Consider the following 25,332-nt stretch of genomic DNA (forward strand, 5'->3'; position numbering starts at 1 on the left):
GCTATACATTCTGACAGCATTACATTAACAACAGGCAACATAACGAGGAAATAGACAAATTTCTAGTAAAATTTACAACGTAAAAGAGGGCATTGCATAGCTATAAAGCGAAGCTGTTTTATCAAGCAAATAACAGTAAAACTTATGAATAATTAAGCAAAAAAAAGTCATTGCCGATAAAAACCAACAAAATCAGCTTAAATCTCTTATAAAATCAGCAATTTGAGAGTTTTTACTGCGCCAGTGATAGCTTAGGTACGCTTGGGAAACAAATACAGGGGTGGCGCTATAATTCCCACCTAAAGCCTGTAATTGAGTCTTTACTTGGTCAACCGAATCTAAATTATATTTTGCATCAAATAAGCTTATTTTGGTCACTGGCCAATGGAAGTGCTGTACTTTCTGCTTGGCGCCATAATTTGCCGCTAATTGCTGCCAGACCCTTTGATAGACATTCAACTCTGACGCTTGTGATGCGTCATTAAACCATGGAGAGACGAAAACGATATGACTGGTAATTTGCATATTTTGAATGGCGCAGGCTTGTAGCCAGTCTTGAACAACTTGAGCACCCGCACCGCAAGCGACAATGGTGATATCTTCAGCTTTGATGGCAAATGTACGCATCATTTTATAAGCTGACATTAGCTCTATTGAAGCACTAGGATAACCATAGTCTTTATTGACCCTAGGCTGAGATTGCCATACTTGCGCCTGCATGGTTGCCATCAAGGATTCAATAAAATTAAGCTCTAATTCTGGTGTGTCAACGCCAAAGCAGCCTTGATTGACAAATAAGACATGTCGATGTTGCAAACTGTTGCAGCCAACTAAATGCCTTAACTTGGAACTAGATAAGTGATAGGTTTTATTAATTAAATTTCTAGGCTGTTGAAAGTCTTGATCTAATTTAATTATATGGCGCCTAAACTGAGGAAGCTTGTCAGCGACTGTCGCTGAGCTATGCAAAAAAGTCTGCATGATGCTCAAAAATGGATCCCGCTGAAACTCTATAGACAAACTCGCCCCTACTTACCTAATTGATGTCATTTTTTATCCACTACTTTACCTAAATTCAAAAAGTTTTCCAGCATCTGTAACCCTGACTCCGTTAAAATCGATTCTGGGTGATATTGCATTGAATATAATTTTAGCTGCGGATTACTCATGGCCATGATTAATTCACCATGTTGAGGATCATCAAAATAGGCGGTTCTTTCAAAACCTTGGGGTATTTTATCAATTAATAATGAGTGGTAACGGACGACATTGATGGGGTTGGGGATATTACTAAACAGTCCTTGTCCGCTGTGATTAATTTTACTTAATTTACCATGCATCGGCTCTGGGGCTTTAATGACTTTCGCGCCGTAAACTTGGGCAATGGCCTGATGACCAAGGCAGACACCTAGGATAGGGATTGTCCCAGCAAAACGTTCAATTACTGCCAAAGAGATACCAGCCTCATTAGGGGTACAAGGACCTGGAGAGATCACAATATAATCTGGACATAATTGCTCTATCTCAAGCAAACTAATTTCATCATTACGAACAACACGTAGTTGCTGCCCTAATTGCTGAAAATATTGGACTAAATTAAAAGTAAATGAATCGTAGTTATCGATAACTAAAATCAAAATTCAAACCACTTATAAACAAAAGAGAGCCTAAGCTCTCTTTATATTATGTTATTTCACTAAAGTTAGATGATTGCCTTTTTTAGGTTTTGGCTTTTCATCAACTTCATCAATGGCGACTTCCTGTTCTAGCTCTAAATCAGCCTGGTTTTCATAAGCTTCTTCTGGCTCAAACACCTGACCGGCTCCATTTTCTCGAGCATATATCGCAATCACCGCAGCAAGTGGCAGGATAACCTGCATTGGTTGACCACTAAAACGTGCACTGAAGCGAATTTCGTCATTACCTAATTGCAAACCTTGTACTGCGGTTGAGCTAATATTTAACACAATTTGTCCATCTTGAACAAACTGTCTTGGCACGACTGTACCAACAATAGTGGCATCAACCACTAAGTGAGGGGTTAATTGATTATCAGTCAACCACTCGTAATATGCTCTTAGGATATAAGGTCTATTAGGAGCCATATTGTTACATGCTCATGCGCATTTCACGCTCAGCCTCAGTTAATGACGCCTTAAAAGAATCGCGATCAAATACGCGAGTCATATAAGCTTTAATTTCTTTGCCTGCTGGAGTATCGATTGAAATTCCAAGTACAGGTAAACGCCATAATAGTGGCGCAATGTAGCAATCCGTTAAGCTGAACTCTTCGCTCATAAAGTATGGCGTTTCTGCAAATAACGGCGCTAACGCTAATAAGCTTTCTTGTAATTGCTTACGAGATACATCCGCATTAACACCATTCATAATGTTATGAACTAATTTGTACCAGTCTTTATCAATTCTGTGCATCATCAAACGAGAGCTACCACGAGAAACAGGATAAACCGGCATTAACGGTGGATGTGGGAAACGCTCATCAAGATATTCCATGATGATACGTGACTCATAAAGGACTAAGTCACGGTCTACTAAAGTAGGTACCGTGTTGTAAGGGTTTAGTTCTGCTAAGTCTTCAGGCAGGTTGTTAGGATCCACTTGAATGACATCAGCGGTTACCCCTTTCTCAGCCAGAACGATACGTGTCTGATGACTGTATAAGTCATTGGCTCCAGAATATAACACCATTACTGAACGCTTATTGGCAGCAATCGCCATAACTCCCCCTTGGTTTATCTAAAATAAAAGGTACGAGAAACCAGAGCTTCCCGTACCGTATCGAGCTATTTTACCCGCTGATGCAAATTAATGCACGTCCTTCCAGTATTCTTTCTTCAATAGGTAACTAATAATGAAGAAAATAAATAGGAAGCCTAGTACCCACTTACCTAAGCTTTCACGCTCAAGTTTAACTGGGTCCGCTGAGTAAACTAGAAAACCGGTTAGGTCTTTAACTAGTTGATCGTACTCTTGAGCATTCATGCTACCACCAGTAGTGATGACATTACCGTTTTCATCAGTTTTAAGTGTCACACGACCCATTTCATCTACTGAATCTACAGTTGCAATACCTTGGTACTGTTGTAGCACATGCGGCATGCCTACTGATGGGAATACTGTGTTATTTACGCCAAATGGACGAGTCTCATCGGCATAAAACGTTTTCAAGTAGCTGTATACCCAGTCTTCACCACGTACACGTGCAACTAATGTTAAATCAGGTGGCGCTGCGCCAAACCATTTAGCAGCTTGCTCATTGTCGACAGAATTCACCATCAACTCACCAATTTTAGCATCATTTACCATGTAGTTTTGCAGCATGTCGCTGTAGCTGATATTTAAATCGTCTGCAACACGGTTATAGCGCTGGTATTGTGCACTATGACAACCAAAACAACTTTCCATAAACACTTTAGCACCACGTTGTAGTGACTCAGTATCGGTTAGGTCAATATTTGCTTGGTATGGCACCGGGGCGCCACCAGCGGCCATCGCTAGGGATGGCACTAAAGTCAATAATCCAATCAATAACTTTTTCATTAGCCTGTTACCCTTTCTGGCAGAGGTTTAGTTTTTTCATTCTTAGAGTAGAACCATAGAGCTACGAAGAAACCAAAGTAACCTATAGAAGTAACCTGAGCTAGTACAGTCAGAGCTGGAGTTGAAGGTAGTGCACCTAAAACACCTAGAATGATGAAACAGATAGTAAATTGAGCAAGGTTTAGCTTGTGCAGAGTACTACGGTAACGGATAGAGCGTACTTTACAACGGTCAATCCAAGGTAGTAGGAATAGCACAACAATTGCCGCGCCCATTGCGATAACACCTAGTAGCTTGTCAGGAACAGCACGTAGGATCGCGTAGTACGAAGTAAAGTACCATACTGGGGCAATATGCTCAGGGGTCTTCATAGGGTTAGCCGCTTCAAAGTTTGGCTTCTCTAGGAAGTAACCACCACCTTCTGGCATGAAGAAAATGACATAGCAGAATAAAATTAGGAAACCTGCAACACCCAGAATGTCCTTCACTGTGTAGTAAGGATGGAATGGGATAGCGTCTTTTGGCCAGCCGTTTTCGTCTTTGTTCTTCTTAATATCGATACCATCTGGGTTGTTTGAACCTACTTCGTGCAGAGCAACAATGTGTAGGAAAACTAAAACCACAAGTACTAGCGGTAATGCGATAACGTGAAGGGCGAAGAAACGGTTTAGCGTTGCACCAGAAACAACGTAGTCACCACGGATCCATAGTGTTAAGTCGTCACCAATGACAGGAATCGCACCGAATAGTGAAATAATTACCTGTGCACCCCAGTAAGACATTTGTCCCCAAGGTAGTAGGTAACCCATAAAGGCTTCAGCCATCAGTACTAGGAAGATTAGCATACCGAATAACCACAGTAGTTCACGTGGCTTTTGGTAAGAACCGTACATTAGACCACGGAACATATGCAGGTACACCACTACGAAGAACGCAGAAGCACCTGTAGAGTGCATATAACGCAGTAACCAACCGTACTCAACATCACGCATGATGTATTCGATAGAAGCAAATGCACCTTCAGCAGTTGGTACATAGTTCATGGTTAGCCAGATACCAGTTAGTAGCTGGTTAACTAGTACTAACATGGCTAGAGAGCCAAAGAAGTACCAAAAGTTAAAGTTTTTAGGAGCTGGGTATTCACCGACGTGCTTGTTGTAGGTCGCCGTCATCGGAATACGCGCATCGATCCACTCGATAAGCTTATTCATTATGCTGACTCTCCTTCATCAAGGCCAATAATCACAGTGGTGTCGTTAACATAGTGATGCTTAGGAACAACTAGGTTTAACGGAGCTGGTACACCTGCGAATACACGGCCAGCCATATCAAACTTAGAACCGTGACAAGGACAGAAGAAACCAGACTTAACGCCTTCAACCTGCTCACCGAATGAATCTGGTAAGTAAGTTGGTGAACAACCTAGGTGCGTACATAAACCTACAGCAATAAAATACTCTGGCTTGATAGAGCGCTCTTCACCAGCTGCATATGCAGGCTGTTGAGGCTCTTGCGAGCTAGGGTCACGTAATTGATCGTTAATCGTTGTTAATTGATCAATAATTTCTTGTGTACGACGTACAACCCAAACAGGCTTACCTCGCCACTCAACACGGATCAATTGACCCGGCTCCACTTTACTTAAATCAACTTCAACCGGCGCGCCAGCAGCTTTTGCTTTGGCACTTGGATTCCATGACTTGATAAATGGTACGGCAACAGCCGCCGCACCAACACCACCTACAACGGCAGTAGTAGCAGTCAGGAATTTGCGACGACCGGTATCAACAGGCGCATTGCTCATCCAAATCTCCCTCATATGGGTCTTGATATTTTTTAGTTCTTTAAAGTTTTTAGGTATCTCGTCTCCAATTTAAGACAAGATACATAAATCCATCCGCATTATACCCAAAAAATCCTACCTCGATCATGTTTTATTCCAAATAATGCCAAGTTTTTTAGGGGTATTATTCATGAAGCTGCGAATTAAATATGCTAGTTGCCTCAATCTTGCTTTTTTCAATGCTTGCGTGCCGAAGTGACAATCACAATTGAATTCGGCCGCTAATGATGACGATGGATTACCTTAGCAGCCCTTTCACTGTAGCCGTTTTTACAGGTATAAAAAAACCCAGCCAAAAGGCTGGGTTTTTGAAATTCGTATAAGCGAAATATTAACGCTTAGAGAATTGAGGCTTACGACGTGCTTTACGTAGACCAACTTTCTTACGCTCAACGCGACGAGCGTCACGAGTAACGAAGCCAGCGGCACGTAGAGTAGGACGTAGAGACTCGTCGAATTCCATTAGAGCGCGAGTGATACCGTGACGGATAGCACCAGCTTGACCAGTAGTACCACCACCTTTTACAGTGATGTATAGGTCAAATTTCTCTAGCATTTCAACTAGCTCAAGTGGTTGACGAACAACCATACGAGCAGTCTCACGACCAAAGTAAACGTCTAGAGTACGGTTGTTAACAATAATGTTACCAGAACCTGCTTTTAAGAATACGCGAGCTGTTGAGCTTTTGCGACGGCCAGTGCCGTAGTACTGAGTTTCAGCCATTGGTTTAATCCCGTTTAGATATCAAGAACTTGTGGTTGCTGTGCAGCATGGTTATGCTCAGCGCCAGCGTATACTTTAAGCTTACGGAACATTGCACGGCCTAGAGGACCTTTTGGCAACATACCTTTAACAGCTTTCTCGATGATCATTTCTGGCTTCTTCTCAATTAACTTCTCGAAGTTAATTTCTTTGATGCCGCCAGGGAAACCAGAGTGCGAGTAGTACATTTTACCTTTCGCTTTGTTACCAGTAACTGTCACTTTGTCAGCGTTGATAACAACGATGTAATCGCCAGTGTCAACGTGAGGAGTGTACTCAGGCTTGTGCTTACCACGTAGACGACGAGCGATCTCAGTAGATAGGCGACCTAAAGTTTTGCCGTCTGCATCAACGACGAACCAGTCACGTTTAACGTTTTCTGGCTTAGCAGTAAAAGTTGTCATAAAACTTAAACCCAAAATTTAAAAAATTGCTTTCACAAAGCCACATAATCATTACTGTTTAAAACAGATGACTAGCGACTCAATAATTTGCTTATATTGCAAAGCCCCTTCGAGCTTGTCATAAGCTAATCAAACACTCGTCCGAAAACGAGAATTAACGTGGGCAGGCCGCGCATTATAGAGAAGTTCGCTTTAAAAATCATCACTTATTTTAAAAAAATTGATAACTTAGCTCTCATTTTTGCCTTTATGGTAAATGAGGCTTAGCGAGATACTCATGAGATTGCATTTCCGTTAAGCGCGAGATGCAGCGCTGGTACTCGAAGTCCAATGCCCCACCTTGATAGATATTACTTACTGGTGCAGCACCTGAAGCAATAAATTTGACGTTTCTATCATAGAACTCATCAATCATCGCAAGAAACCGGCGTGCGACATCATCCCCACCATGCTCTTTGCCCATCAGAGGTATATTAGCACAAAGCACGGTGTGATAGATGCGAGCCAGCTCAATATAGTCACTCTGACTTCTTGGACCGTCGCACAAATCTTTAAAATCAAACAATACCACGCCCTCGGTAACCGAAATTGTGTTGATTTGGCGGTGGTTGATTTCAATGCTTTTATTATGCTCGACCTTAGCGTCAGCTAACTGATGAAAATATTGTTTAAGCTGAACATTTGCTTGTTTATCAAGTGGGGAGTGGAAAATTTCTGCCTGTGTCAAGGTTCTTAAGCGGTAATCCACACCAGAATCAACATTAACGATTAAGCAATTTTCCTCAATCGCTGCAATTGCAGGTAAGAAGCGGGAACGTTGTAAGCCATTTTTATATAAGTGCTTTGGCTCAATGTTTGAGGTAGCTACCAATACGATACCTTTGTTAAACAACGCCTGAAATAGGGTTCCCAATAACATGGCATCAGTAATGTCGCTAACGAAAAATTCATCAAAACATATTACTTTGTATTTTGATGCTATTTCATCAGCAATAATTAACAAAGGATCCCTTTGGCCTTTTAAACGTTGTAAATCATCATGGATTTGCTGCATGAAGCGGTGAAAATGCGCCCTGAGCTTATTATCAAAAGGCAAGCTCTCAAAAAACATATCTACCAGATAAGTTTTTCCACGGCCTACTCCTCCCCAAAAATACAAGCCTTTGGGTTGTTGATTTAACGCAGGTTTGGAAAATAGTTTTTGCAACCATGAAGCAGACTCGATAGGCTGGCACAGCTCTTCATATAGCTGCTGCAAATGTTTGACAGCATTCAATTGCGCATCATCTTCAACAAACCCCTTATTGGCTATATCCTGCCTATATATAACTAGTGGTGAGCTTGTAGCCACAACTTTCCTCTACAACTTTTGTCATTAAATATTCTTTTTCGATAGTATCATGTCATTAAAACAACAGGTATATTTATCATTACATGCTCACACAGAATCTATAATGAATGTGGGTGCCTTAAAAATTTAATTCAATTTTAATACGGAGTAATTATGGATTGGGTATTACCTCTGATCACCTTCATTATTGGCGCGGGTGCTGGCTACATCGGTCACACTTTCTTAATTAATAAACAATCCCCAACTCAAACGCAACTCGAGAACACACGCTTTGAGCTTGAGCAACAAAAGCAGGAGCTAAGTGATTACTTTGCAAGTACACATGAGATGCTTGAAGCAATGACTAATCATATTAATCGTATTAATGAACATTGGAATGAATCTGCGCAAAACATGCTTGGGGATGAAACCGATAAGAAGCTGGTGACTTTTTCACCTTCAGCTCCAGCTAATGAAACGTTGGATTTACCTCCTAAAGATTATGTTAAGGGCTCTCAAAAAATCATCAATACCAAAAAAAGTTAACTTGTATAAGAACTTTTAAAAATAAGCTCAGTCTACTAATCCGTATAGAATAAATATGGATTAGTAGGAGTTTATTTTAATGAAAAAAGCATTCCCAATTGCCGCATTAGTCTTATCGTTAAGCACCTTTTTACCCCATAGCGCTCAGGCCGCTTTGCCATTCAGTGTAGATGGTCAACAATTACCTTCACTAGCCCCTATGCTCGAACGTGCAACTCCAGCTGTTGTATCAGTTAACGTGGCTGGCACTCAGGTCACGACGCAGCGAATCCCTGAAATGTTTCGTTATTTCTTTGGCCCGCAAGCGCCCCAACAGCGAGTACAAGAACGCCCATTTAAAGGCTTAGGATCTGGGGTCATTATTGATGCTGATAAAGGTCATATCATTACCAATCATCATGTGATTAATGGTGCCGACAAAATCTCTGTTGGCTTATCTGATGGTCGAGAATTTGAAGCGGAACTGATTGGTTCTGATCCTGAGTCTGATATTGCTTTATTAAAAATCGACGCAAAAAATTTGACCGCAATAAAAAAAGCCAACTCTGATCAGCTTAGGGTCGGTGACTTTTCTGTAGCCATTGGTAACCCATTTGGTCTCGGCCAAACCGTGACTTCAGGTATTGTCAGTGCCCTAGGCCGCAGTGGCTTAGGCATTGAGCGTCTCGAGAATTTCATTCAAACCGACGCCGCCATTAATAGTGGTAATTCCGGTGGTGCATTAGTCAACCTTAAAGGTGAACTGATCGGTATCAATACTGCCATCGTTGGTCCTAATGGCGGCAATGTAGGGATTGGTTTTGCCATTCCTTCTAATATGGCCTTTAACTTAGTGGAGCAAATTATTGATCATGGTGAGGTTCGCCGAGGCGTGCTCGGCGTCATTGGTAATGAGCTCGATAAAGAGCTGGCACAGCAATTTGATTATGATACCGTTCATGGTGCCTTTATTACTCAGGTAGTCAAAGACAGCGCCGCCGCTAAAGCAGGTTTAAAACCAGGTGACATCATCACCCACTTAAACGATCGTCCAGTAAAAAGCTTCCAATCATTACGGGCTAAGATTGGTACTTTAGGGGCCGGTAAAGAAGTGAATCTGACTGTATTACGTGAAGGTGAAGAGCTTAAATTCGAGGTTCTTTTGGGTTCAGGTAATGAACAAAACGTGCAAGCCGCGGTCATTCATCCCGGACTCGAAGGCGCCAGTTTGAGCGATACCAATGCAGCCGTTGGGGTAGAGATTAGCGAAGTGACTAATGGCTCTCCAGCATATAGAAATGGCTTACAAAAGGGCGATATTATCGTACAAGTGGATCGTCGTAAAACAACCAACCTTAAAGATTTAAGGAGTTTATTAAGCGATAAAGAGCACCGAGTAGCCCTACTTATCAACCGTAATGGGCAACTGCTTTATACTTTCTTAAGAAAATAATCTCTCACAAATTAGTTGTTGCCTATTTTACCAAACCGCTCAATTGAGCGGTTTGGTATTTTCTGTTTCAATGTTACAATTTACTTAACATTCAACATATTAACCATCTTATGAAGTTACTACCTATTGCACGTTATCTGCTTAAGGCAATTAGCCTAGGCCTCTTGGTTGGCTTAGTGATTGTTGCTGTACGTTCGTGGAACAATAGTAACCATTCAGCAAGTATCAATTTTTTTGGCAACCACGATCGCCTCAGCTTCTCAGATGCCGTTAGAAAAGCTTCTCCGGCGGTAGTCAATATCTACAGCCTTTCACAGCAAAATTCATTTAGTAGTTCGCGCTTAAAAGGCTTGGGGTCTGGGGTGATAGTGAGCTCTAACGGCTACATTCTGACGAATTACCATGTAATAAGTGGCGCTGACCAGATACTGGTTGCTCTTCAAGATGGTCGAAGTTATTACTGTCAGGTTATTGGTAGTGACCCAATGACAGACTTAACAGTACTTAAAATATCCGCAGACCATTTGCCTTTTCTATCGGTAGATTCCAATTATCAATCACAAGTTGGCGATGTCGTGTTAGCAATTGGTAATCCTTATAATTTAGGACAAACCATTACCCAGGGCATTGTGTCGGCAACCGGTAGAGTTGGCATGAGTGTCACAGGTTTACAAGACTTCTTGCAAACAGATGCCGCAATTAATGAAGGGAATTCCGGCGGAGCCTTAATAGATAGTAACGGTAATTTAGTTGGTATTAATACCGCGACATTCCGATTTGAGTTTGAATTGGGAAGCGAAAATGCTCGCCAAGGAATTAACTTCGCTATTCCAATACAATTAGCCAGTAACATCATGAATAAGCTCATTAAATATGGCCGAGTTATCCGCGGAGAAATAGGCTTTAACGGAACGAACATTGGCCCAAGGGAAGCGCAGTTACTTCGCCTACCTGATACCAAGGGGGTGCTGGTGACTCAGGTCTTTGCTCAAGGTGCAGCGGCACAGGCAGGAGTTGAAGTTGACGACGTTATATTGCAATTTAATGGGCAAATTATTAATACCCCATCCGACCTTAAAGATCTCATTGCAGAAAGCGTTCCAGGCACTACGGCCAGTTTACTGATTTACCGTAATGGACGTAATATCGAATTAGAAATTACCATTTTTGAAATGCGTTAATGACTCATCCAATAGCGTTAATTCCCCTTTTGATAGGGGTAATTAATTATTCCAAGCATTGCCTACCTGAATATAGTAAGTCCACTCCTCAGGCCCTTTGGCTACATCCATACCCGCTCGAAGATTGAGTAAACGTGCCACCAAGTAACGAAAACCGGCACCACCGGCGGTTTGGAAGCTAGCATCTGAAAAGCTTTTCTCTCCATAAGCTTTACCTGTACCTGCAAAGCCGATCATAGACCATCGCGGAGTAATATCGTAACGTGCCTCAATTTCTGCAAGTATTGTAGAGTCGTCTTGATAACGCATGGCTTTAATACCACGCATCTTAATAAATGGGCGAGCGTAATAAGGAGCTTCAGAAGTGGCATGCTCAAAATCTGCTCGCATACCAATGACCCACTGCGCAAATGAATGATTGTAATAATGAAGGGTAGCTCTGTCCTTACGGTAGTCAAAGTCACCGCCAAAAAACTTGTCATGAAAATCGCTAGAAACTTTAAATTTAAGTCCAGAATTTGGAGTAAACAGGTTATCGCGACTGTCCCAGGTTGCTTTAAGCATTAAGGCACCATCGTTATCTTCAAAATTTTGGTCGCGTAATTCAGGGGGCAGCATTGCCCCCAAACCAAGTTCCACATCCGTCTCTGATTGAAAATAAGTATATTTAGTTCCTACAAACCAATTGCTATTAGGCAGGCGGTAGTCCAAGTCCTGCATAAAGTAAGTGCCCTTAATCGAGAAATTTAAAGGGGCTTCTTTAAATAGGTCGTCATCATAGTATTTAAGGTTAAATTTTCCCCCAAACAATCCGCCCTGATAACGCCAGGTGTCCTTCATCCAAGAACCGAAATGAAAGCCACCTGCAACCCAAGAACCATTAGAGGTAGCGGCTGCGGCTACCGCAGAAACACTAGGAGGCAGATAAACCATTTTATCTTTTGAGGCTAATCTTATTTTTTTTTCTTGTTCATTTTCATGAAAGAACAACAGTGCAGCACCACCACCAAAACCTACTGCAGGTTCTGTAATAATGATTGGAACAGGTAAAAAGCCACTCGCATTTTCGAGAATAAATTCACTAGCATCTAAAGCGCCATCTTTGGGATCGATAAATTGATCCATCAAATTTGCACTATGGGCACCAAAACATAACAAGGTTAAGTGGATGGTAATCACTGCGAATTTCATAGCTCTCCTACTTTAGAAGTAAATGATTTATCACTCCTTCAGTCTAGTAGGAAATAGCTATTAATATGAGGTTATTTAAATAAATAACCTACATGAGGGTTTCAAAACTTATTTTGGCTCAGGATATTTTAAAGCTTTCACTATTCGCGCAAACATGTCTAAACCGGCAAGCACCGCACCAACTAGGGTACAAACGATTGCAGTAGTATGTATGCCCGCTAAAATTGCATCCATATGATCAAAATGTTCAACCAGCCAGACCACATGCTCTTCAGTGCCAAAATATTGAGTTAAAATAAACCAAATCCAAATAAAGCCTTGAGCGCCAATGGCAATGCCGAGCATCAATAAGCCTGTATAATACCTCTGCTTACCAGGGTATTTTAGAAAATCTCCGACAACTTTAAATGTCTGTGCCTTTAGAGATTTAAACCCTTCCTTACCTAACAAGGGAATACTAGCAAACCAAACAATTTCAATGGTCAATAAAGCGGTACCAATTATTGCCGCCGTTTCTACTGCAGAAAAGCCCAAAAATGGCACAACAATAGGAGTAATAAAAAATAAAGGAAATGGCACGAGAAACATTAACTTGCCAAGGGTGTAGCGCCATGATGATTTAGTGGTTGTCATAATTAAGTCTCAAACTGTTCTCGAATGATTCGATCTTCTAATGAATGTCCAGGATCAAATAATAATGAAACTTTGATGTCATTACTTAATCGACATTGCGCTTTTATGACATTCCTCACTTCATTACCATCGCAGGCAACGCTAACGGGCCGTTTTTCTTGTTGTAGGGTACTAATTTCTATTTCCACGCTATCAGGTAGCAATGCCCCAGACCAAGACCTTGGTCTAAATGGATTAAGGGGAGCTAAAGAGAGCAAATTGGCCCCGACCGGCACAATGGGACCACCCGCGGATAAGTTGTATGCGGTCGACCCCACTGGCGTCGCAATCAAAATACCATCACCATCTAATCGAGGCATCCGCTCTTTGCCATTAATCGTCACACTGATGCTAGCCGTTTGCCCTCCTTGACGGATTAATGCGACCTCATTGAATGCTTTCACTTCTTGAATGAGACCATCGACTGTGGTTAATTTAGTGATGATTGGCGATATGGTTTCAGTATGTGCTAAAGCTAAGCGCTGTAATAAGTCATCCTGCTGGAATTGATTTAATAAAAAACCTACAGTACCAGAGTTCATCCCGTAAATAGGGGCTGGTAAATGGCCAAAATCATGAATGCTTTGCAATAAGAATCCATCGCCACCAAGCACGATAATAACATCCGCAATCTCAGCAGGAACCCATTTATGCTGTTGCGAAAGTTTTTGATAATGCTCCAAAGATTTTGCTGTACCACTATAAACGCAGGCTAACTTCACCGTTCTTCCCTAATCTATTTAACTGGACTACTTATAATTATCATAATTCATTTGATTAAACAAAAATGGGGGCTAAGCCCCCATTTTAAGTGGCAGAAAATTAACTTGACTGTTTTTTTCCTATTAAGCTAATAAATGCAATCAGTGCCGACAGTCCACTTACAATGGCGACGACGACAGCCAAACTTTCGAATCCAAATTCCTTAGCGCTAAACCCACCGACCACATTACCTACTGCGTAGGCGATGGCGATAGAAAACATTAACAACCCTTGGGTTAAACCAGCACCGACTGATGAATTTTTATCAGCAACCGAAGGCTGTGACATATCACAAACTGCAATGCCCTGTAGGTAAATAACGTATAAGCCTAACGGAACATAGGCCAAAATGGCAGGACCACCCATAGCCACTAGAACTAATGCCACCATCGACGCCACAGACGCAATCAGCGCCCCAACAAATACTGGCGCAGGACCTAGCTTAGCCATCCAGTTACCTGCTAAAACCAGTACAATCAAAGATACCGCAGCGGATACCGATAGGGCACTAGAAGACAGCGCAACATCGATTCCAAAAACATCTCCCATGTAATTAGGGAATTGGCCAGTAATCACGCCTTGACCGATGGTGATAAAAAATACTGCCAATAAAAATAGACCAAAGCGTGACATTAATAATTCGCCAATATTGCCACCTTCGTCCTCTTCGGCCTCAGATTGCTCATCTGCGCCACCACTTGCAACCCGCTCCGCAGCTTCTTTGTTAGTCAATGCAGTAATCAACAAAGAAGCTATAGCGATAAGCGCCATTACATAAAATTGCTGTTGATGAGACAAACCTAAGCCACCATCATCTGCTGATGTGCTAAGCCAACTCAATAAAAATCCGCCCACAAGCGCACCAACAATTGCAATCTGATTTAGACGGGTGAGCTTTAGCGCCTCTTCATCTTGGGAATAACCACCTGCAACCACAAAAGCTGGGTTCATCATCAATAGTGAGGCTGAACCGACCCCTAAAAAGATCGCACCAAGAATATGCAAGGCAACCGTAGTTCCTGACATTGAAAATATCACAGCCGCTAACGCATAAGATGCCACACCGATCAGCTGTACCCACCTATGGGCTTTAAATTTATCAGCAAGCCCCCCAAGAATTGGAGCGGATAGGCCTGAAAAGCCAATAATTCCCATGACAATACCTACCACTGCCGCATCTTTAGTTTGTGCTAAAACAAAGACCGGCACCAATATAGGAATGAAAATCATCTGAATGATGCCATAGGCAAAATGTGCCGCAAACCAGCCTTCAATACCTAATTTTTTCAACATAAGCTTTCTCTCAAGTAAAAAGCCGACAGTAATGGACCGCCGGCTTTAATTGTTGCATCCAATCTCTCGATTAGATACCGGCAGACATACCACCAGCTACAGGTACGGTAATACCTGTAACGTATTTCGCTTCTGGGGTTGCTAAGAACACAATCGCTGCAGCAATTTCAGAAGGCTCTGCTGGACGCCCAACTGGAATAGTTGAGTTCTCTAATGCCGCTGCTTCTTCGACAGTACAACCTTCCGCTTCTGCGATTGCTTTGTAAGCCTCCATAAGCATATCTGTGGCTATCGCACCCGGCGCCACAACGTTTGCAGTAATGCCTTTTGAACCATACTCAAGCGCTAGTGCTTTGGTGGCTCCGACAAGCGCATGTTTAGTCGCAATGTAAGGATAAGGCATCCCCACAGAAGCACCGATACCAGCGAGTGAAGCTACGTTAATAATGGCACCGCCACCGCGTTTTTCCATATGAGGTATCGCACCCGCGCACATCGCAAAGGTACCTTTTACGTTAACGCCATAGTTTGCATCCCAGTCACGTTCTGTATTTTCAAGAAATACACCAGAACCCGCACCAATACCTGCGTTATTCACAAGAATATCAACACCACCAAGCTTTTCTGCGGCCTCAGCGATAGCGCTGTCTACTTGCGCCTGATCGGCTACATCCACTAACACACCAATAGCTTTTGCACCAGTTTCATCAATAATGGATTGAACCACTTCATCTAGCCCTGCTTTAGAGCTGGCACGGCCAGTTAGGGCAATACTCGCGCCCTCTCTAGCCAAACCTAATGCAATAGCACGGCCTAAGCCTTTCATTTTAGTTGCACCGGTGACTACCGCCACCTTGCCAGTTAATTTGCCCATTATTTATTCTCCTTTTCCCAGTCAGCCCATAGGCTTTCTTCTGTGAAACCATGACGACCAGCTTGAGTTTTAAAGAACGGTTCCCAGTGAGAATCAAGCACTTCACAATCTTCCGCACCACTGAGCAACGATTTCCAACCCTCTGAGCCAGGCATACGACAACCACGACTACCCGGTAACGGCTTAGTATTTTCAATCGCTGTGGCAAGCGCATCAGACTTGCGCTTCACTTCTTCAATTGGGCCAAAGTGTGATGGATCAATAACTAACATGTATGAGCCACCTACAGACGTTGATTTGGCTTCACCCGCTGCGATTTCTGTTAGAGAGGGGACTTCTGGAGCAATCACGCCATTAGGGTTAATGATTGCTGTCATCAACTCATTCCATAGGTTAAGCATGTAAGTACGCGGTTCACCAAGAGCCTGGAAAGCGCTTTGATCGAATACACGACCGTAGCCTTCAATCGGGCGAGCATAAGGTGCAAGGTCATTTGAAAGTTCGCCAGTATCAGGATCAATAACAAAGTTACCTTTCAACTTAGTCCCCTGAAGCACTGCCTGAGCAGTGTCAGCGTCGTACCATTCACACAATTTGGTAGACATCCATACTGGTGCTTTTTCACCGTAAGGACCAATAGCATCAAGAGGCGGCACTGAAATTACGTTACCCATACCACCTAACGGCGAACACATTGGTACTGAGTTGTTCGAGGTTAATGCCACACAATCTTCCTGAGCGGCCATCCAGGTGTATGAACCGAACGAACCACCATCGTTATGGTTGAAACCAAATACGATCGCAATACCATGCTCTTTTGCTTTTGCAATCGCAGTTTTGGTCATCTTCGTCAAGGTCCAATAACCGGTTGATTCTTTTCCGTCATAGACAGCCCATGTCGGGCCTTCTTTAACAATTTCAGGAACCGCTTTGATGTCTAATAAGCCCATCTGATTCATAATATCGATGGCTTCGTATACACCCAACCCTTGATTAAGCTTACCCTGACGAATACCCGTCATAAGCGCTTCAGCAACGGCTTCGCCATGCTCTTCAGAGGCACCCTCTGCCATCCAAACTCGCTTCAGTGCATACTTCAAAAATGATGCATTGGTTTTTTTTGTTTTACCAGGTGCTGCCATATTTCGTTTCCTCTCAAGTTGTCTATATTTAAGCTAAACCAGCTAATGTGTTATAAGCATCGATGCTCATGCCCGCGGTAAAGCCGCCATCAACACCAATCGTTTGACCATTCACAAAACCACAATCATCACTGGCTAAAAAGTGAATCATGGCTGCAACCTCTTCAGGCTCAGCAATACGACCAAGTGGCACCGCTTTATGCTCCATATCAAGCTGAGGCTTACCATCTGGGGTATTTGCCATAGGCGTGTTTACAGATGTTGGACAAATAGCGTTTACGCGAATATTTCGGCTACCAAGCTCTAGCGCCGCTGTACGGGTAATGCCAATTACCGCCCATTTTGACGCTACATAAGGTGCAAGATAAGGAACCCCTTGCACCCCAGCAGCAGATGAAACGTTAACAATGGAACCACCATTTTTCATATGTGCCGCAGCATGCTTAATGCCATAAACAACGCCCATGGTGTTAATGCCATAGTTAAAATCGAAATCTTTTTTCTCTGAGTCCAATAACTCGTTATAGCCGGCGTTAACACCTGCACAGTTAATCAAAATATCTAAACCGCCATGCAGCTTAACGGTTTCATCGATCAGGTTTTTAACGCTATCTTCATCACCAACGTTGGTTGCCACAAAGTGACCATTACAAGCCTTTGCTGCTTCTTCGCCGTTTTTGCGGCCAGCAACGACCACTTTTGCGCCCGCTTGATGCAAGCGTATTGCGGTGCTAAGACCAATGCCTGAGGTACCGCCTGTAATGACCGCTACCTTGCCATCTAAATTAAAAAAGCTCATATCTACTCTCTAGAAGTCAATTAAGAAAGAAATGGGAGGAGAAATGCCTCCCATGATGATAATGCTCTCTTACAGACTGGCTTTACCAAAGGCTTGTGGCCACTGAGTTAAACGTTTCTCGCCATTACGTTTGGCTTCACAATCGGCTAACCAGCAGAGAAGTTTCCAAGAAAGGCCGGCGGCAATGTAGCCATCACGCTTGGATAAATCATGCTGTGGGGTGTATTCCACCACGTCAGCACCCACTAGGTTGATGTCGCCATGCTTACGTAGGTAACGGATGATGTCCCATACCTGACGTGACTTAAGACCAAATGGTTCAATGGCCGAGTTAGAGGCGTTATCGGTGGCATCTAGGGCATCAAGGTCGAATGAGAAATAAGTCGGTGCATCACCAACACGCTTAAGAATGCGCTTCGCGATTTCTTCGGTACCGATATCAAATACGTCATCGGCTGTGTACGTTTCTACACCGAAGTTTTTGGCATGGCCACCAACCAGTGCCGTCATACGACCACGGATCCCCATAGTAATCATTTTCTCAGGGTCTAGGTTACCTTCGGCAAAGTTACGGGTGAACTGGTTACCTGAATGGTATGGGTATTCAAAGTCAGCAAAGGTTACTAAGTCGTAGTGCGCATCAAAGTGAATTAATGCTAATGGACCAAAACGCTTACCTAGAGCTGCGATTGGAGCATAAGAAGTGGTATGGTCGCCACCCCAAGTGAAGGTGACACACTCGTCCTCATTGACAATACGGTCGTACTCATCAACGATTTTCTGTACTTCATCTCGCATATCAAATTGACCGTAGGTATCAATGTTGCCGTAATCAACGATACGCGCATTATCAAACGGGATATCCCAGCCACCATTGGGCCCTGGCTCAATGGTACCCATGGCATTTTTCGAAAGGTCGCGAAGGGCTTTAGGTCCATATTTGTGGGAGCTATTCATTGGTGCCGCTTTTTCAAGTGGCTGACCAATCACAACAATATCGGCATTTTTAGTGTCACGAGAAAACGGAGCCATGAACGCACCAAGGTATTCTTTGTTAAGGTTACCCACAACCTCAATACCAGCGCCACCGCCCATTTCACTCATCCGAATTAGGTGATCCATAACCTCTTTATCGATACCATCGATACTCATAGAGTTTTCCCAAAGGTCTCTGTATCTTGCCAAACGCTCTTCAGGAATAGGTGGATACTTTTTCATCTAATCTCTCCAGAAATTTTATACTTAGTAAGTCATAGGAAAAAAGTGACCACCCGAAAAAACTTCAATGTGGTGACTATTTACCAATATTTCCTAAATAAACATTAGCAGAACATTTTCATCATGCAGGGCAAATTTGCATTTTTATGTAAATTAAATTTGAAATGCCGCTATATCAAGGTTTTTGGAGATGTGCTTAATTTAATTGAAAAAAAAGCGCTCAAAAGAGCGCCTTTAATGAACAATAATGCAATTTAGAGCATATAACGAAGACGTAATCCAGCAACAAAGTTACCAGCCTTGCTGGTATGCTTAGAAATAGATGGAGTAAAGTAGTATTGTAGATCCGGAGCAACACTTAGGCGCGGTGTTAATGCGAACTCATAATAAACTTCCATCGACTTCTCAATACCCCAGTCATCCACCAGACCAGCATCTTTTGCACGTTGTATACTGGTGGCCGTTGGTTCCACTTCCGCATAACCAATACCAATGGTGTCATCAGCACGACCGAAAGGCGCATTGAAAACCACACCACCAACCGCGCTTGCTTTGGTCGCAAAACCGGTTGAACATGCATTAGTACAACCGCCTTTGTAATTAGAGTCACCAGCATCAGCTGCATAGCGGTCGTAAGAGCGGTTAAAGCGGGCAAACAAGCCTACAGAACCAAAATCTTGGCTCATGCTTACAGAAAGAGTCGTCCCCTCTTTGTTGGCTTCGTATGCGACTGGATCGTTACTATTCGCCGCCGAGCCCGTATCATCAATATGGGCCATGCTCACCTTGTATGAGCCTTCACCAAAGTCAAATGAAGGCGTTAAACCAAACTCTAAGTGCTTAACGAATTTGCCATCTTTTAAGCTTGCCACATCAATATCTAAACCTGTCGGCTTAGCATTGTGAAAACCGGTTAGCACATATGCCCAGTCATTTTGTAGCGAGAAAGTGGCACCAATGGCACGGTTTGCTCCCGCCCATGACAAGCCCTGTAGCGAAAACGGTGAGGCTAGGAAAGTTTCGCGGTCATTGCGCAGGTACTTGTTTTGAGCAAATAGGTAAATGGTATATAGCTGGCCTACACGATAGGTAAACTGGCGATCCCACATGCTTTCTTCCCACCAAAGAGCATTAATCGCCGTCACGTTTTTACCTGCTCCGGTCATACCGCCATTCGGCTGAGAGACACCTAAGCCACCACCGTTTGCAAACTGACGAGTGTAGCTATCATTAAGCATATTAACCATTACACCTGAGAATACGATTTTACCGTAACCTTCATCGTTTTCCCAAAAACGCTTATAGATATTAAAGTCGGTTTCATTATCTAGGTAAGTATTACCTTCGCTATCCACTTGCATAATTGGTGCAAGTTGCAGCATATAGTCGATACCATACTTTTCAGAAAACTCACGCTTCATATCTTGATAGCTATCAGGCGCGGTTGAAGAACCATAAATTGGGTTTTGAGCTTTGGGTGAAACATACTGAGCATTGTTTTCAAATTTTTGCTGAGCCACGGCTCCACCAGCAAACAAGCTTACTCCAGTTAATAGAGTAACCAGCTTAGAAAGGTTCATACGATCTCCAGTCCAAGAAAAAGTGTATAAAAGGGTGTAAATCCATAGTGTAGGTTCATTTTTTGCAGTTCGCACAATTGTTCCCACAATAAACTATTCACTTAATTCAAGTTATTGATTGTAAACCTTGGAAAAGTAATAGCTCTATGGTGTTAATTTGCAGCTCATTCTACCTATTTTCTGGGGGAATTCTTGGGGCAAATTAGGTTTAAAACTAAAACTGGGAGCTATTGCACACTTCTTTGATCGAGTGACAATAACCTTAAGTTTTGTACCAGTATTTTACTTTATATGCCAAATTTTAAAGTCTAGTCTAAAGTTAATAAAAAAAGCTCCAACCAGAACAATCGTTCATGGCGCAGCTTTATAGTAATTACTTTCAGGTCGATTAAGAGTCGGAGAACCCAATGACAATATACCGCCCACTGCTCACTGCTACAGCCTTCTTGCTAGGCTTGTCTGCATGTAGCCCAAGTGAAGAAGCTGCCGCACCAATTCAAGCCCCTGCGATCGCCGTTTCAGCTATAGAAGTTAACCTCGGCACTATTCATCCAATTTATGAGTTTGTAGGTCGAACCAAAGCCCCTGAAGATGCTGATATTCGCCCTCTGGTTAGTGGACGATTAGTCACCAAAGTGGTTGAAGCTGGTTCCGATGTTGAACGTGGCCAATTATTATTTGAAATTGATTCTAAACCTTACCAAGTAAAATTAACTTCCGCCCAAGCTGAAGTAGCAAGAGCAGAGGCCGAAAAGAAACAAGCTTTCCGAACTTTAGAACGCGCTAAAGATCTTTACAAAACAAAAACCCTCTCAGAAATTGATTATGAAGAACGTCAATTAGCCTATACCACTGCTACCGCTAACCTTGAACTGGCTAAATCAAACCTTGACCAAGCTCAATTAGAATTAGGTTGGACTCAAGTACATAGCCCAATTAATGGGCGTGTAGGTGAACATAAATACTCCATTGGTGATGTGGTTTCACCCCAGGGGGAACCATTAACCACTATCGTTCAACTTGATGTTTCTCAGGTAAATATTTCTGTTAATGAGAAAACGGGTTTAGCCGAGTTCCAAGCAGAAATGCTCAGAGGTCAAAAAGCTTCTGACTTTGATATTTTCTTAAAATTATCAAACGGCACTCGTTACCCATATAAAGGTGAAGTCGGCTTCGTGAATAACAGGGTAGATCCAGAATCAGGCACCATTACCGTGCGTCTCGATTTCCCTAATCCTGAAAAATTATTGCTTCCAGGCCAATACGTTAACGTAGAAGTAGAAGACAAATCAGTAACCACTCTAGTTATCCCTTCACGCGCTGTGCAGTATGACCAAACCGGTCAGTTCGTAATGATCATCAACAAAGACAACCAAATTGAGCAGCGTTACGTCACCCTATTCCAACAAGTAGGTGAGCAATACCTTGTCAGCAATGGCTTGGCAGCAGGTGAACGCATCGTGGTTGATGGCCTACAACGTATTCGTGTAGGTGCGACGGTTGAAGCACAGTTAGTGACTGAATAATTTTCGGGGAATTATCATGGTAGAGTTTTTTATTCGCCGACCAAAGTTTGCAATTGTATTAAGCATCATTATGACCATTATTGGTCTGATTGCACTGTTGCAAGCGCCGGTCGAGCAATACCCAGCTGTTGCGCCACCAGAGATTGAAGTATCAACTGAGTTCACCGGCGCCAACGCCGAGGTACTGAGAGATACCGTAGCGAAAGAGATTGAAAAAGAAGTAAACGGTGTAGAAGGCATGATTTATATGAAATCAAAGTCTTCAAACGATGGTAACTACATCCTAACCGTAACTTTTGAAGTAGGTTACAACGCCGATAAGGCACAGATCCTAGTACAGAACCGTGTAAACCGTGCGATGGCAAAACTGCCTGACGAAGTGAAGCGTTCTGGTGTTAAGGTGGAAAAAACCGCCACTAACATTATGCTGGCGATCATGGTGTCTTCCCCCGATCTGACTCGCGATGGTCTATTTCTAAATAACTACGCCAACATGAACATCAAGGACGAGATTGCTCGTATTCCTGGTGTTTCTAAGGTACGTAACATTGGTGATATGGCCTACGCCATGCGTATTTGGCTAGACCCTGAAAAAATGACTGGCCTAGGCATTACCCCAGAAGACGTATCTGCTGCCATTGGCGAGCAAAACGTGATTCGTCCAGCGGGTATGGTGGGCGCTGCGCCTTATGGTGACGGTAATCCACAATTCCAAATGGTGGTTCGTACTGAAGGTCGTCTAAAACGTGCTGAGCAGTTCAATGACATCGTAATCAAAGCGGACACTGACGGTAAGCTTGTTCGTATTTCTGATGTGGGTAAAGCTGAGCTTGGTTCACAGCAGTACCTAGTAAAAGCCATGATGAACAAATCTGATGCAGCATTACTTGCGATTTACCAATCTCCAGGGGCGAACGCATTAGATATTTCAGCAGGCATTGAAAAGAAAATGGCTGAGTTAGAAGCTCGCTTCCCAGCGGGTGTGGCTTATGACATTCCATACAACCAAACTGAATTCGTTAAGGTATCGATTGCTGAGGTAATTGAAACCCTAATCATCGCTATTATTCTGGTAACCATCGTATCTTACGTATTCCTGCAAGACTGGCGCACCACCATTATCCCGGTGATTGCCATTCCAGTATCGGTGATTGCCACATTTGCGGTCATGCAGTGGATGGGCATGTCAATGAACATGCTTACACTGTTAGGCCTGGTGCTAAGTATTGGTGTCGTCGTGGATGCTGCGATTATCGTAGTAGAAAACGTTGAACGCATCATGCATGAAGAGCACTTAGACCCAATGGCTGCGACGTTAAAAGCCATGAAAGAAGTAACTGCGCCGATCCTTGCGTCTGCATTGGTTCTATTCGCAGTATTTGGTCCGGTAACCATGATGCCAGGCCTAACCGGTCAACTTTACCAACAATTTGGTATTACTATTTCGGTATCGGTAGCGCTATCAACCATCAACGCCCTAACCTTGACTCCGGCACTAGCAGCCATTCTTATGCGTCCTGGTGGCCCAAAACCTGGCAAGTTCCTGCAAGGCTTTAACCGAGTTCTAGACAAAGCTACGATCGGACTAGGTAACACCGTTAGCCTGATGGTAAAACGCCTGACTGTTACCCTGTTACTTTTTGGTGCCATGATTGCAGCGATTGTATTTATGGCGGGCAAAATGCCACAGGGCTTCTTACCCGATGAAGACTCTGGTAGCTTCTTTGTTAACATCGAATTACCAATGGCGGCGTCATTGAACCGTACCCAAGAAATCACTGATGAAGCGATTGACATGGTGCTGGCTCAAGATGGTGTATCGTCAGTGGTCTCTGCTCCTGGTTTCTCGCTCTTAGGCAACGCGGCAGCGTCAAACTCAGCAATGATGATTGTTAACCTTGAACACTGGTCAGATCGTAAAGACGCTGAACTCGGTATGAAAGCAATTATGGCTAAGACTCAAGCCCAGCTGAGCACCATTCAAGAAGCTGACATCATTACCTTCTTCGCACCAGCAATTCCAGCGCTAGGTATGAACAACGGTTTTGAAATGCGTCTTGAAGATACCCAAGGCCGAAGTGCTAAGCAGTTATCTCAGGTTGCCGATGCCTTAATGGAAAAAGCCATGGCCGATCCTGCGATTGACCTGACTTACACCATGTTCCGTTCATCTGTACCTCAGTTAGAAGTTCAGCTAGACCGTGACAAAATTAAAGCATCTAACGTCAGTATTGAAACCATCTACACCTCACTACAAACCTACCTAGGTGGTATGTATGTGAACGATTTCAGTGAGTTTGGTCGTAACTTTAAAGTATTTTTGCAGTCTTCACCTGATAGTCGTGTGGATGCCAGCGATATTACTAAAATCCACGTTCGTGCGAATGATGGTCGCATGGTGCCGCTAAGCTCATTAGTTGAAGTGAAAAACGTTCTTGGTCCAGAGGGTGTAGAGCTGTTTAACCTATACAACTCACTAATGATTAACGGTGTTGCAGCAGAGGGTTACTCTTCTGGTCAAGCGGTAGCGGCGATGGCTAAAATTGCCGATGAAACCCTGCCAGCAGGTTACAAGTACGATTGGTCTGGTCTAACCTACCAGGAGCAAAAAGCGGGTAACGCAGCGCCACTGATGTTTGGTATGGCAATGCTATTTACCTTCTTATTCCTAGTGGCTCAGTACGAATCTTGGATGACACCATTGGCGATTATCCTGTGTGTACCTACGGCCGTGTTCGGTGCCTTCTTGCATACTTGGCTAATGAATGGTGATATCAACGTTTACACCCAAGTAGGTCTGGTACTAATGGTTGGGATGGCGTCCCGTAACGCAATTCTGATTGTCGAGTTCGCCAAAGAACTGCGTGAAAACAAAGGTATGGGCATTGTTGAAGCGGGGGTAGCCGCCGCTAAACTTCGTTTCCGTGCGGTACTAATGACAGCATTCTCGTTCATCTTGGGTGTGGTACCACTGGTGATTGCCACCGGTGCGGGTTCTGGTGCTCGTCAAGCCATTGGTTTCTCAACCTTTGGTGGTATGACAGCGGCAACGGTTCTAGGCTGTCTAATCGTGCCAGTACTGTTCGTAATCTTCCAGCGTATGCGTGAAAAAGCGAACCCAGCGATTACTGAAATGGCCGAATCAAACGCCAAATAAAGCTATCGGTTTTACAAAGCCAACTCTTTTAGGGTTGGCTTTTTTGTACCTAATACAT

General features: G+C 43.2%; 24 protein-coding genes. 5 read left to right on the forward strand and 19 right to left on the reverse strand.

The annotated features are described in order from the left end of the window. Window positions 1–192: 192 nt before the first annotated feature. The 10 genes from GFB48_RS10065 to zapE all read right to left on the reverse strand — a co-directional run bounded on the left by GFB48_RS10065 (window position 193) and on the right by zapE (window position 7,898). Entirely contained in the window at window positions 193–1,020 is an 828-nt protein-coding gene (locus GFB48_RS10065; protein ID WP_163934800.1) for a hypothetical protein, read from the reverse strand. Between the two features lie 26 nt (window positions 1,021–1,046). After that, window positions 1,047–1,637, reverse strand: a complete 591-nt coding sequence (locus tag GFB48_RS10070; protein ID WP_163934803.1) for an aminodeoxychorismate/anthranilate synthase component II — start codon at window positions 1,635–1,637, stop codon at window positions 1,047–1,049. 51 nt (window positions 1,638–1,688) lie between these two features. After that, window positions 1,689–2,105 carry a ClpXP protease specificity-enhancing factor gene (locus tag GFB48_RS10075; protein ID WP_163934806.1) on the reverse strand — a complete coding sequence of 139 codons (417 nt, stop codon included), beginning with the start codon at window positions 2,103–2,105 and terminating at the stop codon, window positions 1,689–1,691. A gap of 4 nt (window positions 2,106–2,109) precedes the next feature. Then, complete coding sequence (gene sspA / locus GFB48_RS10080; protein WP_163934809.1) at window positions 2,110–2,739, reverse strand: stringent starvation protein SspA; 630 nt, start codon at window positions 2,737–2,739, stop codon at window positions 2,110–2,112. Between the two features lie 87 nt (window positions 2,740–2,826). After that, the gene (locus tag GFB48_RS10085; protein WP_163934813.1) at window positions 2,827–3,561 is read right to left on the reverse strand and encodes a cytochrome c1; all 735 of its coding nucleotides are present in this window, start codon (window positions 3,559–3,561) and stop codon (window positions 2,827–2,829) included. Beyond that, complete coding sequence (locus GFB48_RS10090; protein WP_163934918.1) at window positions 3,561–4,775, reverse strand: cytochrome bc complex cytochrome b subunit; 1,215 nt, start codon at window positions 4,773–4,775, stop codon at window positions 3,561–3,563. The genes GFB48_RS10085 and GFB48_RS10090 overlap by 1 nt, the downstream gene beginning before the upstream one ends. After that, window positions 4,772–5,365: a ubiquinol-cytochrome c reductase iron-sulfur subunit gene (petA, locus tag GFB48_RS10095; RefSeq protein WP_163934816.1), complete on the reverse strand. Its 594-nt coding sequence runs from the start codon at window positions 5,363–5,365 to the stop codon at window positions 4,772–4,774. The genes GFB48_RS10090 and petA overlap by 4 nt, the downstream gene beginning before the upstream one ends. Before the next feature lie 370 nt (window positions 5,366–5,735). Further along, window positions 5,736–6,128: a 30S ribosomal protein S9 gene (gene rpsI, locus GFB48_RS10100; RefSeq protein WP_163934818.1), complete on the reverse strand. Its 393-nt coding sequence runs from the start codon at window positions 6,126–6,128 to the stop codon at window positions 5,736–5,738. A gap of 14 nt (window positions 6,129–6,142) precedes the next feature. After that, entirely contained in the window at window positions 6,143–6,571 is a 429-nt protein-coding gene (gene rplM / locus GFB48_RS10105; RefSeq protein WP_163934821.1) for a 50S ribosomal protein L13, read from the reverse strand. Between the two features lie 247 nt (window positions 6,572–6,818). Beyond that, window positions 6,819–7,898, reverse strand: a complete 1,080-nt coding sequence (zapE, locus tag GFB48_RS10110; RefSeq protein ID WP_240464857.1) for a cell division protein ZapE — start codon at window positions 7,896–7,898, stop codon at window positions 6,819–6,821. 177 nt (window positions 7,899–8,075) lie between these two features. On the opposite strand from zapE, the gene GFB48_RS10115 reads away from it, so the two are divergent. The 3 genes from GFB48_RS10115 (at window position 8,076) to degS (ending at window position 11,060) form a co-directional block, all read left to right on the forward strand. Then, window positions 8,076–8,447 (forward strand): YhcB family protein, encoded by a 372-nt coding sequence (locus GFB48_RS10115; RefSeq protein ID WP_163934828.1) that lies wholly within the window; start codon window positions 8,076–8,078, stop codon window positions 8,445–8,447. A 79-nt stretch (window positions 8,448–8,526) separates the two neighbouring features. Further along, window positions 8,527–9,879, forward strand: coding sequence for a DegQ family serine endoprotease (locus tag GFB48_RS10120; RefSeq protein ID WP_163934831.1), 1,353 nt, complete (start codon window positions 8,527–8,529; stop codon window positions 9,877–9,879). Window positions 9,880–9,989: 110 nt separating this feature from the next. Beyond that, window positions 9,990–11,060, forward strand: coding sequence for an outer membrane-stress sensor serine endopeptidase DegS (degS, locus tag GFB48_RS10125; protein ID WP_163934834.1), 1,071 nt, complete (start codon window positions 9,990–9,992; stop codon window positions 11,058–11,060). Window positions 11,061–11,102: 42 nt separating this feature from the next. On the opposite strand, the gene GFB48_RS10130 is transcribed toward degS, so the two are convergent. From GFB48_RS10130 to GFB48_RS10170, 9 genes are all read right to left on the reverse strand, one after another. Next, a complete protein-coding gene (locus tag GFB48_RS10130) occupies window positions 11,103–12,251 on the reverse strand; it encodes a BamA/TamA family outer membrane protein (RefSeq protein ID WP_163934837.1) in 1,149 nt (382 codons plus the stop codon). Window positions 12,252–12,359: 108 nt separating this feature from the next. Further along, on the reverse strand, window positions 12,360–12,884 hold the full coding sequence (locus GFB48_RS10135) for a hypothetical protein (RefSeq protein ID WP_163934840.1): 525 nt from the start codon (window positions 12,882–12,884) through the stop codon (window positions 12,360–12,362). Between the two features lie 2 nt (window positions 12,885–12,886). Then, on the reverse strand, window positions 12,887–13,645 hold the full coding sequence (locus tag GFB48_RS10140; RefSeq protein ID WP_163934844.1) for an NAD kinase: 759 nt from the start codon (window positions 13,643–13,645) through the stop codon (window positions 12,887–12,889). Window positions 13,646–13,745: 100 nt separating this feature from the next. Further along, the gene (locus GFB48_RS10145) at window positions 13,746–14,978 is read right to left on the reverse strand and encodes an MFS transporter (protein ID WP_163934846.1); all 1,233 of its coding nucleotides are present in this window, start codon (window positions 14,976–14,978) and stop codon (window positions 13,746–13,748) included. 70 nt (window positions 14,979–15,048) lie between these two features. After that, window positions 15,049–15,852 carry an SDR family NAD(P)-dependent oxidoreductase gene (locus GFB48_RS10150; protein ID WP_163934848.1) on the reverse strand — a complete coding sequence of 268 codons (804 nt, stop codon included), beginning with the start codon at window positions 15,850–15,852 and terminating at the stop codon, window positions 15,049–15,051. After that, entirely contained in the window at window positions 15,852–16,994 is a 1,143-nt protein-coding gene (locus tag GFB48_RS10155; protein WP_163934851.1) for an Ldh family oxidoreductase, read from the reverse strand. Before GFB48_RS10155 ends, GFB48_RS10150 begins: the two co-directional genes overlap by 1 nt. A 28-nt stretch (window positions 16,995–17,022) precedes the next feature. Beyond that, on the reverse strand, window positions 17,023–17,793 hold the full coding sequence (locus tag GFB48_RS10160) for an SDR family NAD(P)-dependent oxidoreductase (protein WP_163934854.1): 771 nt from the start codon (window positions 17,791–17,793) through the stop codon (window positions 17,023–17,025). Between the two features lie 69 nt (window positions 17,794–17,862). Continuing rightward, the gene (locus GFB48_RS10165) at window positions 17,863–19,011 is read right to left on the reverse strand and encodes an arginase family protein (protein WP_163934857.1); all 1,149 of its coding nucleotides are present in this window, start codon (window positions 19,009–19,011) and stop codon (window positions 17,863–17,865) included. A gap of 254 nt (window positions 19,012–19,265) precedes the next feature. Then, window positions 19,266–20,591 carry a carbohydrate porin gene (locus GFB48_RS10170; RefSeq protein WP_163934860.1) on the reverse strand — a complete coding sequence of 442 codons (1,326 nt, stop codon included), beginning with the start codon at window positions 20,589–20,591 and terminating at the stop codon, window positions 19,266–19,268. A gap of 407 nt (window positions 20,592–20,998) precedes the next feature. On the opposite strand from GFB48_RS10170, the gene GFB48_RS10175 reads away from it, so the two are divergent. Together GFB48_RS10175 and GFB48_RS10180 are read left to right on the forward strand one after the other, a co-directional pair. Beyond that, complete coding sequence (locus tag GFB48_RS10175) at window positions 20,999–22,117, forward strand: efflux RND transporter periplasmic adaptor subunit (RefSeq protein ID WP_163934863.1); 1,119 nt, start codon at window positions 20,999–21,001, stop codon at window positions 22,115–22,117. A gap of 16 nt (window positions 22,118–22,133) precedes the next feature. After that, window positions 22,134–25,274 (forward strand): efflux RND transporter permease subunit, encoded by a 3,141-nt coding sequence (locus GFB48_RS10180; RefSeq protein WP_240464855.1) that lies wholly within the window; start codon window positions 22,134–22,136, stop codon window positions 25,272–25,274. Window positions 25,275–25,332: the final 58 nt, after the last annotated feature.

Origin of the sequence: Paraferrimonas sp. SM1919 (assembly GCF_010993985.1) — a bacterium.
GTDB lineage: Bacteria > Pseudomonadota > Gammaproteobacteria > Enterobacterales > Shewanellaceae > SM1919.

What these genes read in the sequence shown, in the direction of transcription:
- GFB48_RS10075 (WP_163934806.1), bottom strand. Translation starts at nt 2,105, where the DNA reads ATGGCTCCTAATAGACCTTATATCCTAAGAGCATATTACGAGTGGTTG.
- GFB48_RS10175 (WP_163934863.1), top strand. Translation starts at nt 20,999, where the DNA reads ATGACAATATACCGCCCACTGCTCACTGCTACAGCCTTCTTGCTAGGC.
- petA (WP_163934816.1), bottom strand. Translation starts at nt 5,365, where the DNA reads ATGAGCAATGCGCCTGTTGATACCGGTCGTCGCAAATTCCTGACTGCT.
- GFB48_RS10135 (WP_163934840.1), bottom strand. Translation starts at nt 12,884, where the DNA reads ATGACAACCACTAAATCATCATGGCGCTACACCCTTGGCAAGTTAATG.
- rpsI (WP_163934818.1), bottom strand. Translation starts at nt 6,128, where the DNA reads ATGGCTGAAACTCAGTACTACGGCACTGGCCGTCGCAAAAGCTCAACA.
- GFB48_RS10155 (WP_163934851.1), bottom strand. Translation starts at nt 16,994, where the DNA reads ATGGCAGCACCTGGTAAAACAAAAAAAACCAATGCATCATTTTTGAAG.
- GFB48_RS10160 (WP_163934854.1), bottom strand. Translation starts at nt 17,793, where the DNA reads ATGAGCTTTTTTAATTTAGATGGCAAGGTAGCGGTCATTACAGGCGGT.
- GFB48_RS10130 (WP_163934837.1), bottom strand. Translation starts at nt 12,251, where the DNA reads ATGAAATTCGCAGTGATTACCATCCACTTAACCTTGTTATGTTTTGGT.
- GFB48_RS10150 (WP_163934848.1), bottom strand. Translation starts at nt 15,852, where the DNA reads ATGGGCAAATTAACTGGCAAGGTGGCGGTAGTCACCGGTGCAACTAAA.
- degS (WP_163934834.1), top strand. Translation starts at nt 9,990, where the DNA reads ATGAAGTTACTACCTATTGCACGTTATCTGCTTAAGGCAATTAGCCTA.
- sspA (WP_163934809.1), bottom strand. Translation starts at nt 2,739, where the DNA reads ATGGCGATTGCTGCCAATAAGCGTTCAGTAATGGTGTTATATTCTGGA.
- GFB48_RS10085 (WP_163934813.1), bottom strand. Translation starts at nt 3,561, where the DNA reads ATGAAAAAGTTATTGATTGGATTATTGACTTTAGTGCCATCCCTAGCG.
- GFB48_RS10180 (WP_240464855.1), top strand. Translation starts at nt 22,134, where the DNA reads ATGGTAGAGTTTTTTATTCGCCGACCAAAGTTTGCAATTGTATTAAGC.
- GFB48_RS10115 (WP_163934828.1), top strand. Translation starts at nt 8,076, where the DNA reads ATGGATTGGGTATTACCTCTGATCACCTTCATTATTGGCGCGGGTGCT.
- rplM (WP_163934821.1), bottom strand. Translation starts at nt 6,571, where the DNA reads ATGACAACTTTTACTGCTAAGCCAGAAAACGTTAAACGTGACTGGTTC.
- GFB48_RS10145 (WP_163934846.1), bottom strand. Translation starts at nt 14,978, where the DNA reads ATGTTGAAAAAATTAGGTATTGAAGGCTGGTTTGCGGCACATTTTGCC.
- GFB48_RS10120 (WP_163934831.1), top strand. Translation starts at nt 8,527, where the DNA reads ATGAAAAAAGCATTCCCAATTGCCGCATTAGTCTTATCGTTAAGCACC.
- GFB48_RS10165 (WP_163934857.1), bottom strand. Translation starts at nt 19,011, where the DNA reads ATGAAAAAGTATCCACCTATTCCTGAAGAGCGTTTGGCAAGATACAGA.
- GFB48_RS10170 (WP_163934860.1), bottom strand. Translation starts at nt 20,591, where the DNA reads ATGAACCTTTCTAAGCTGGTTACTCTATTAACTGGAGTAAGCTTGTTT.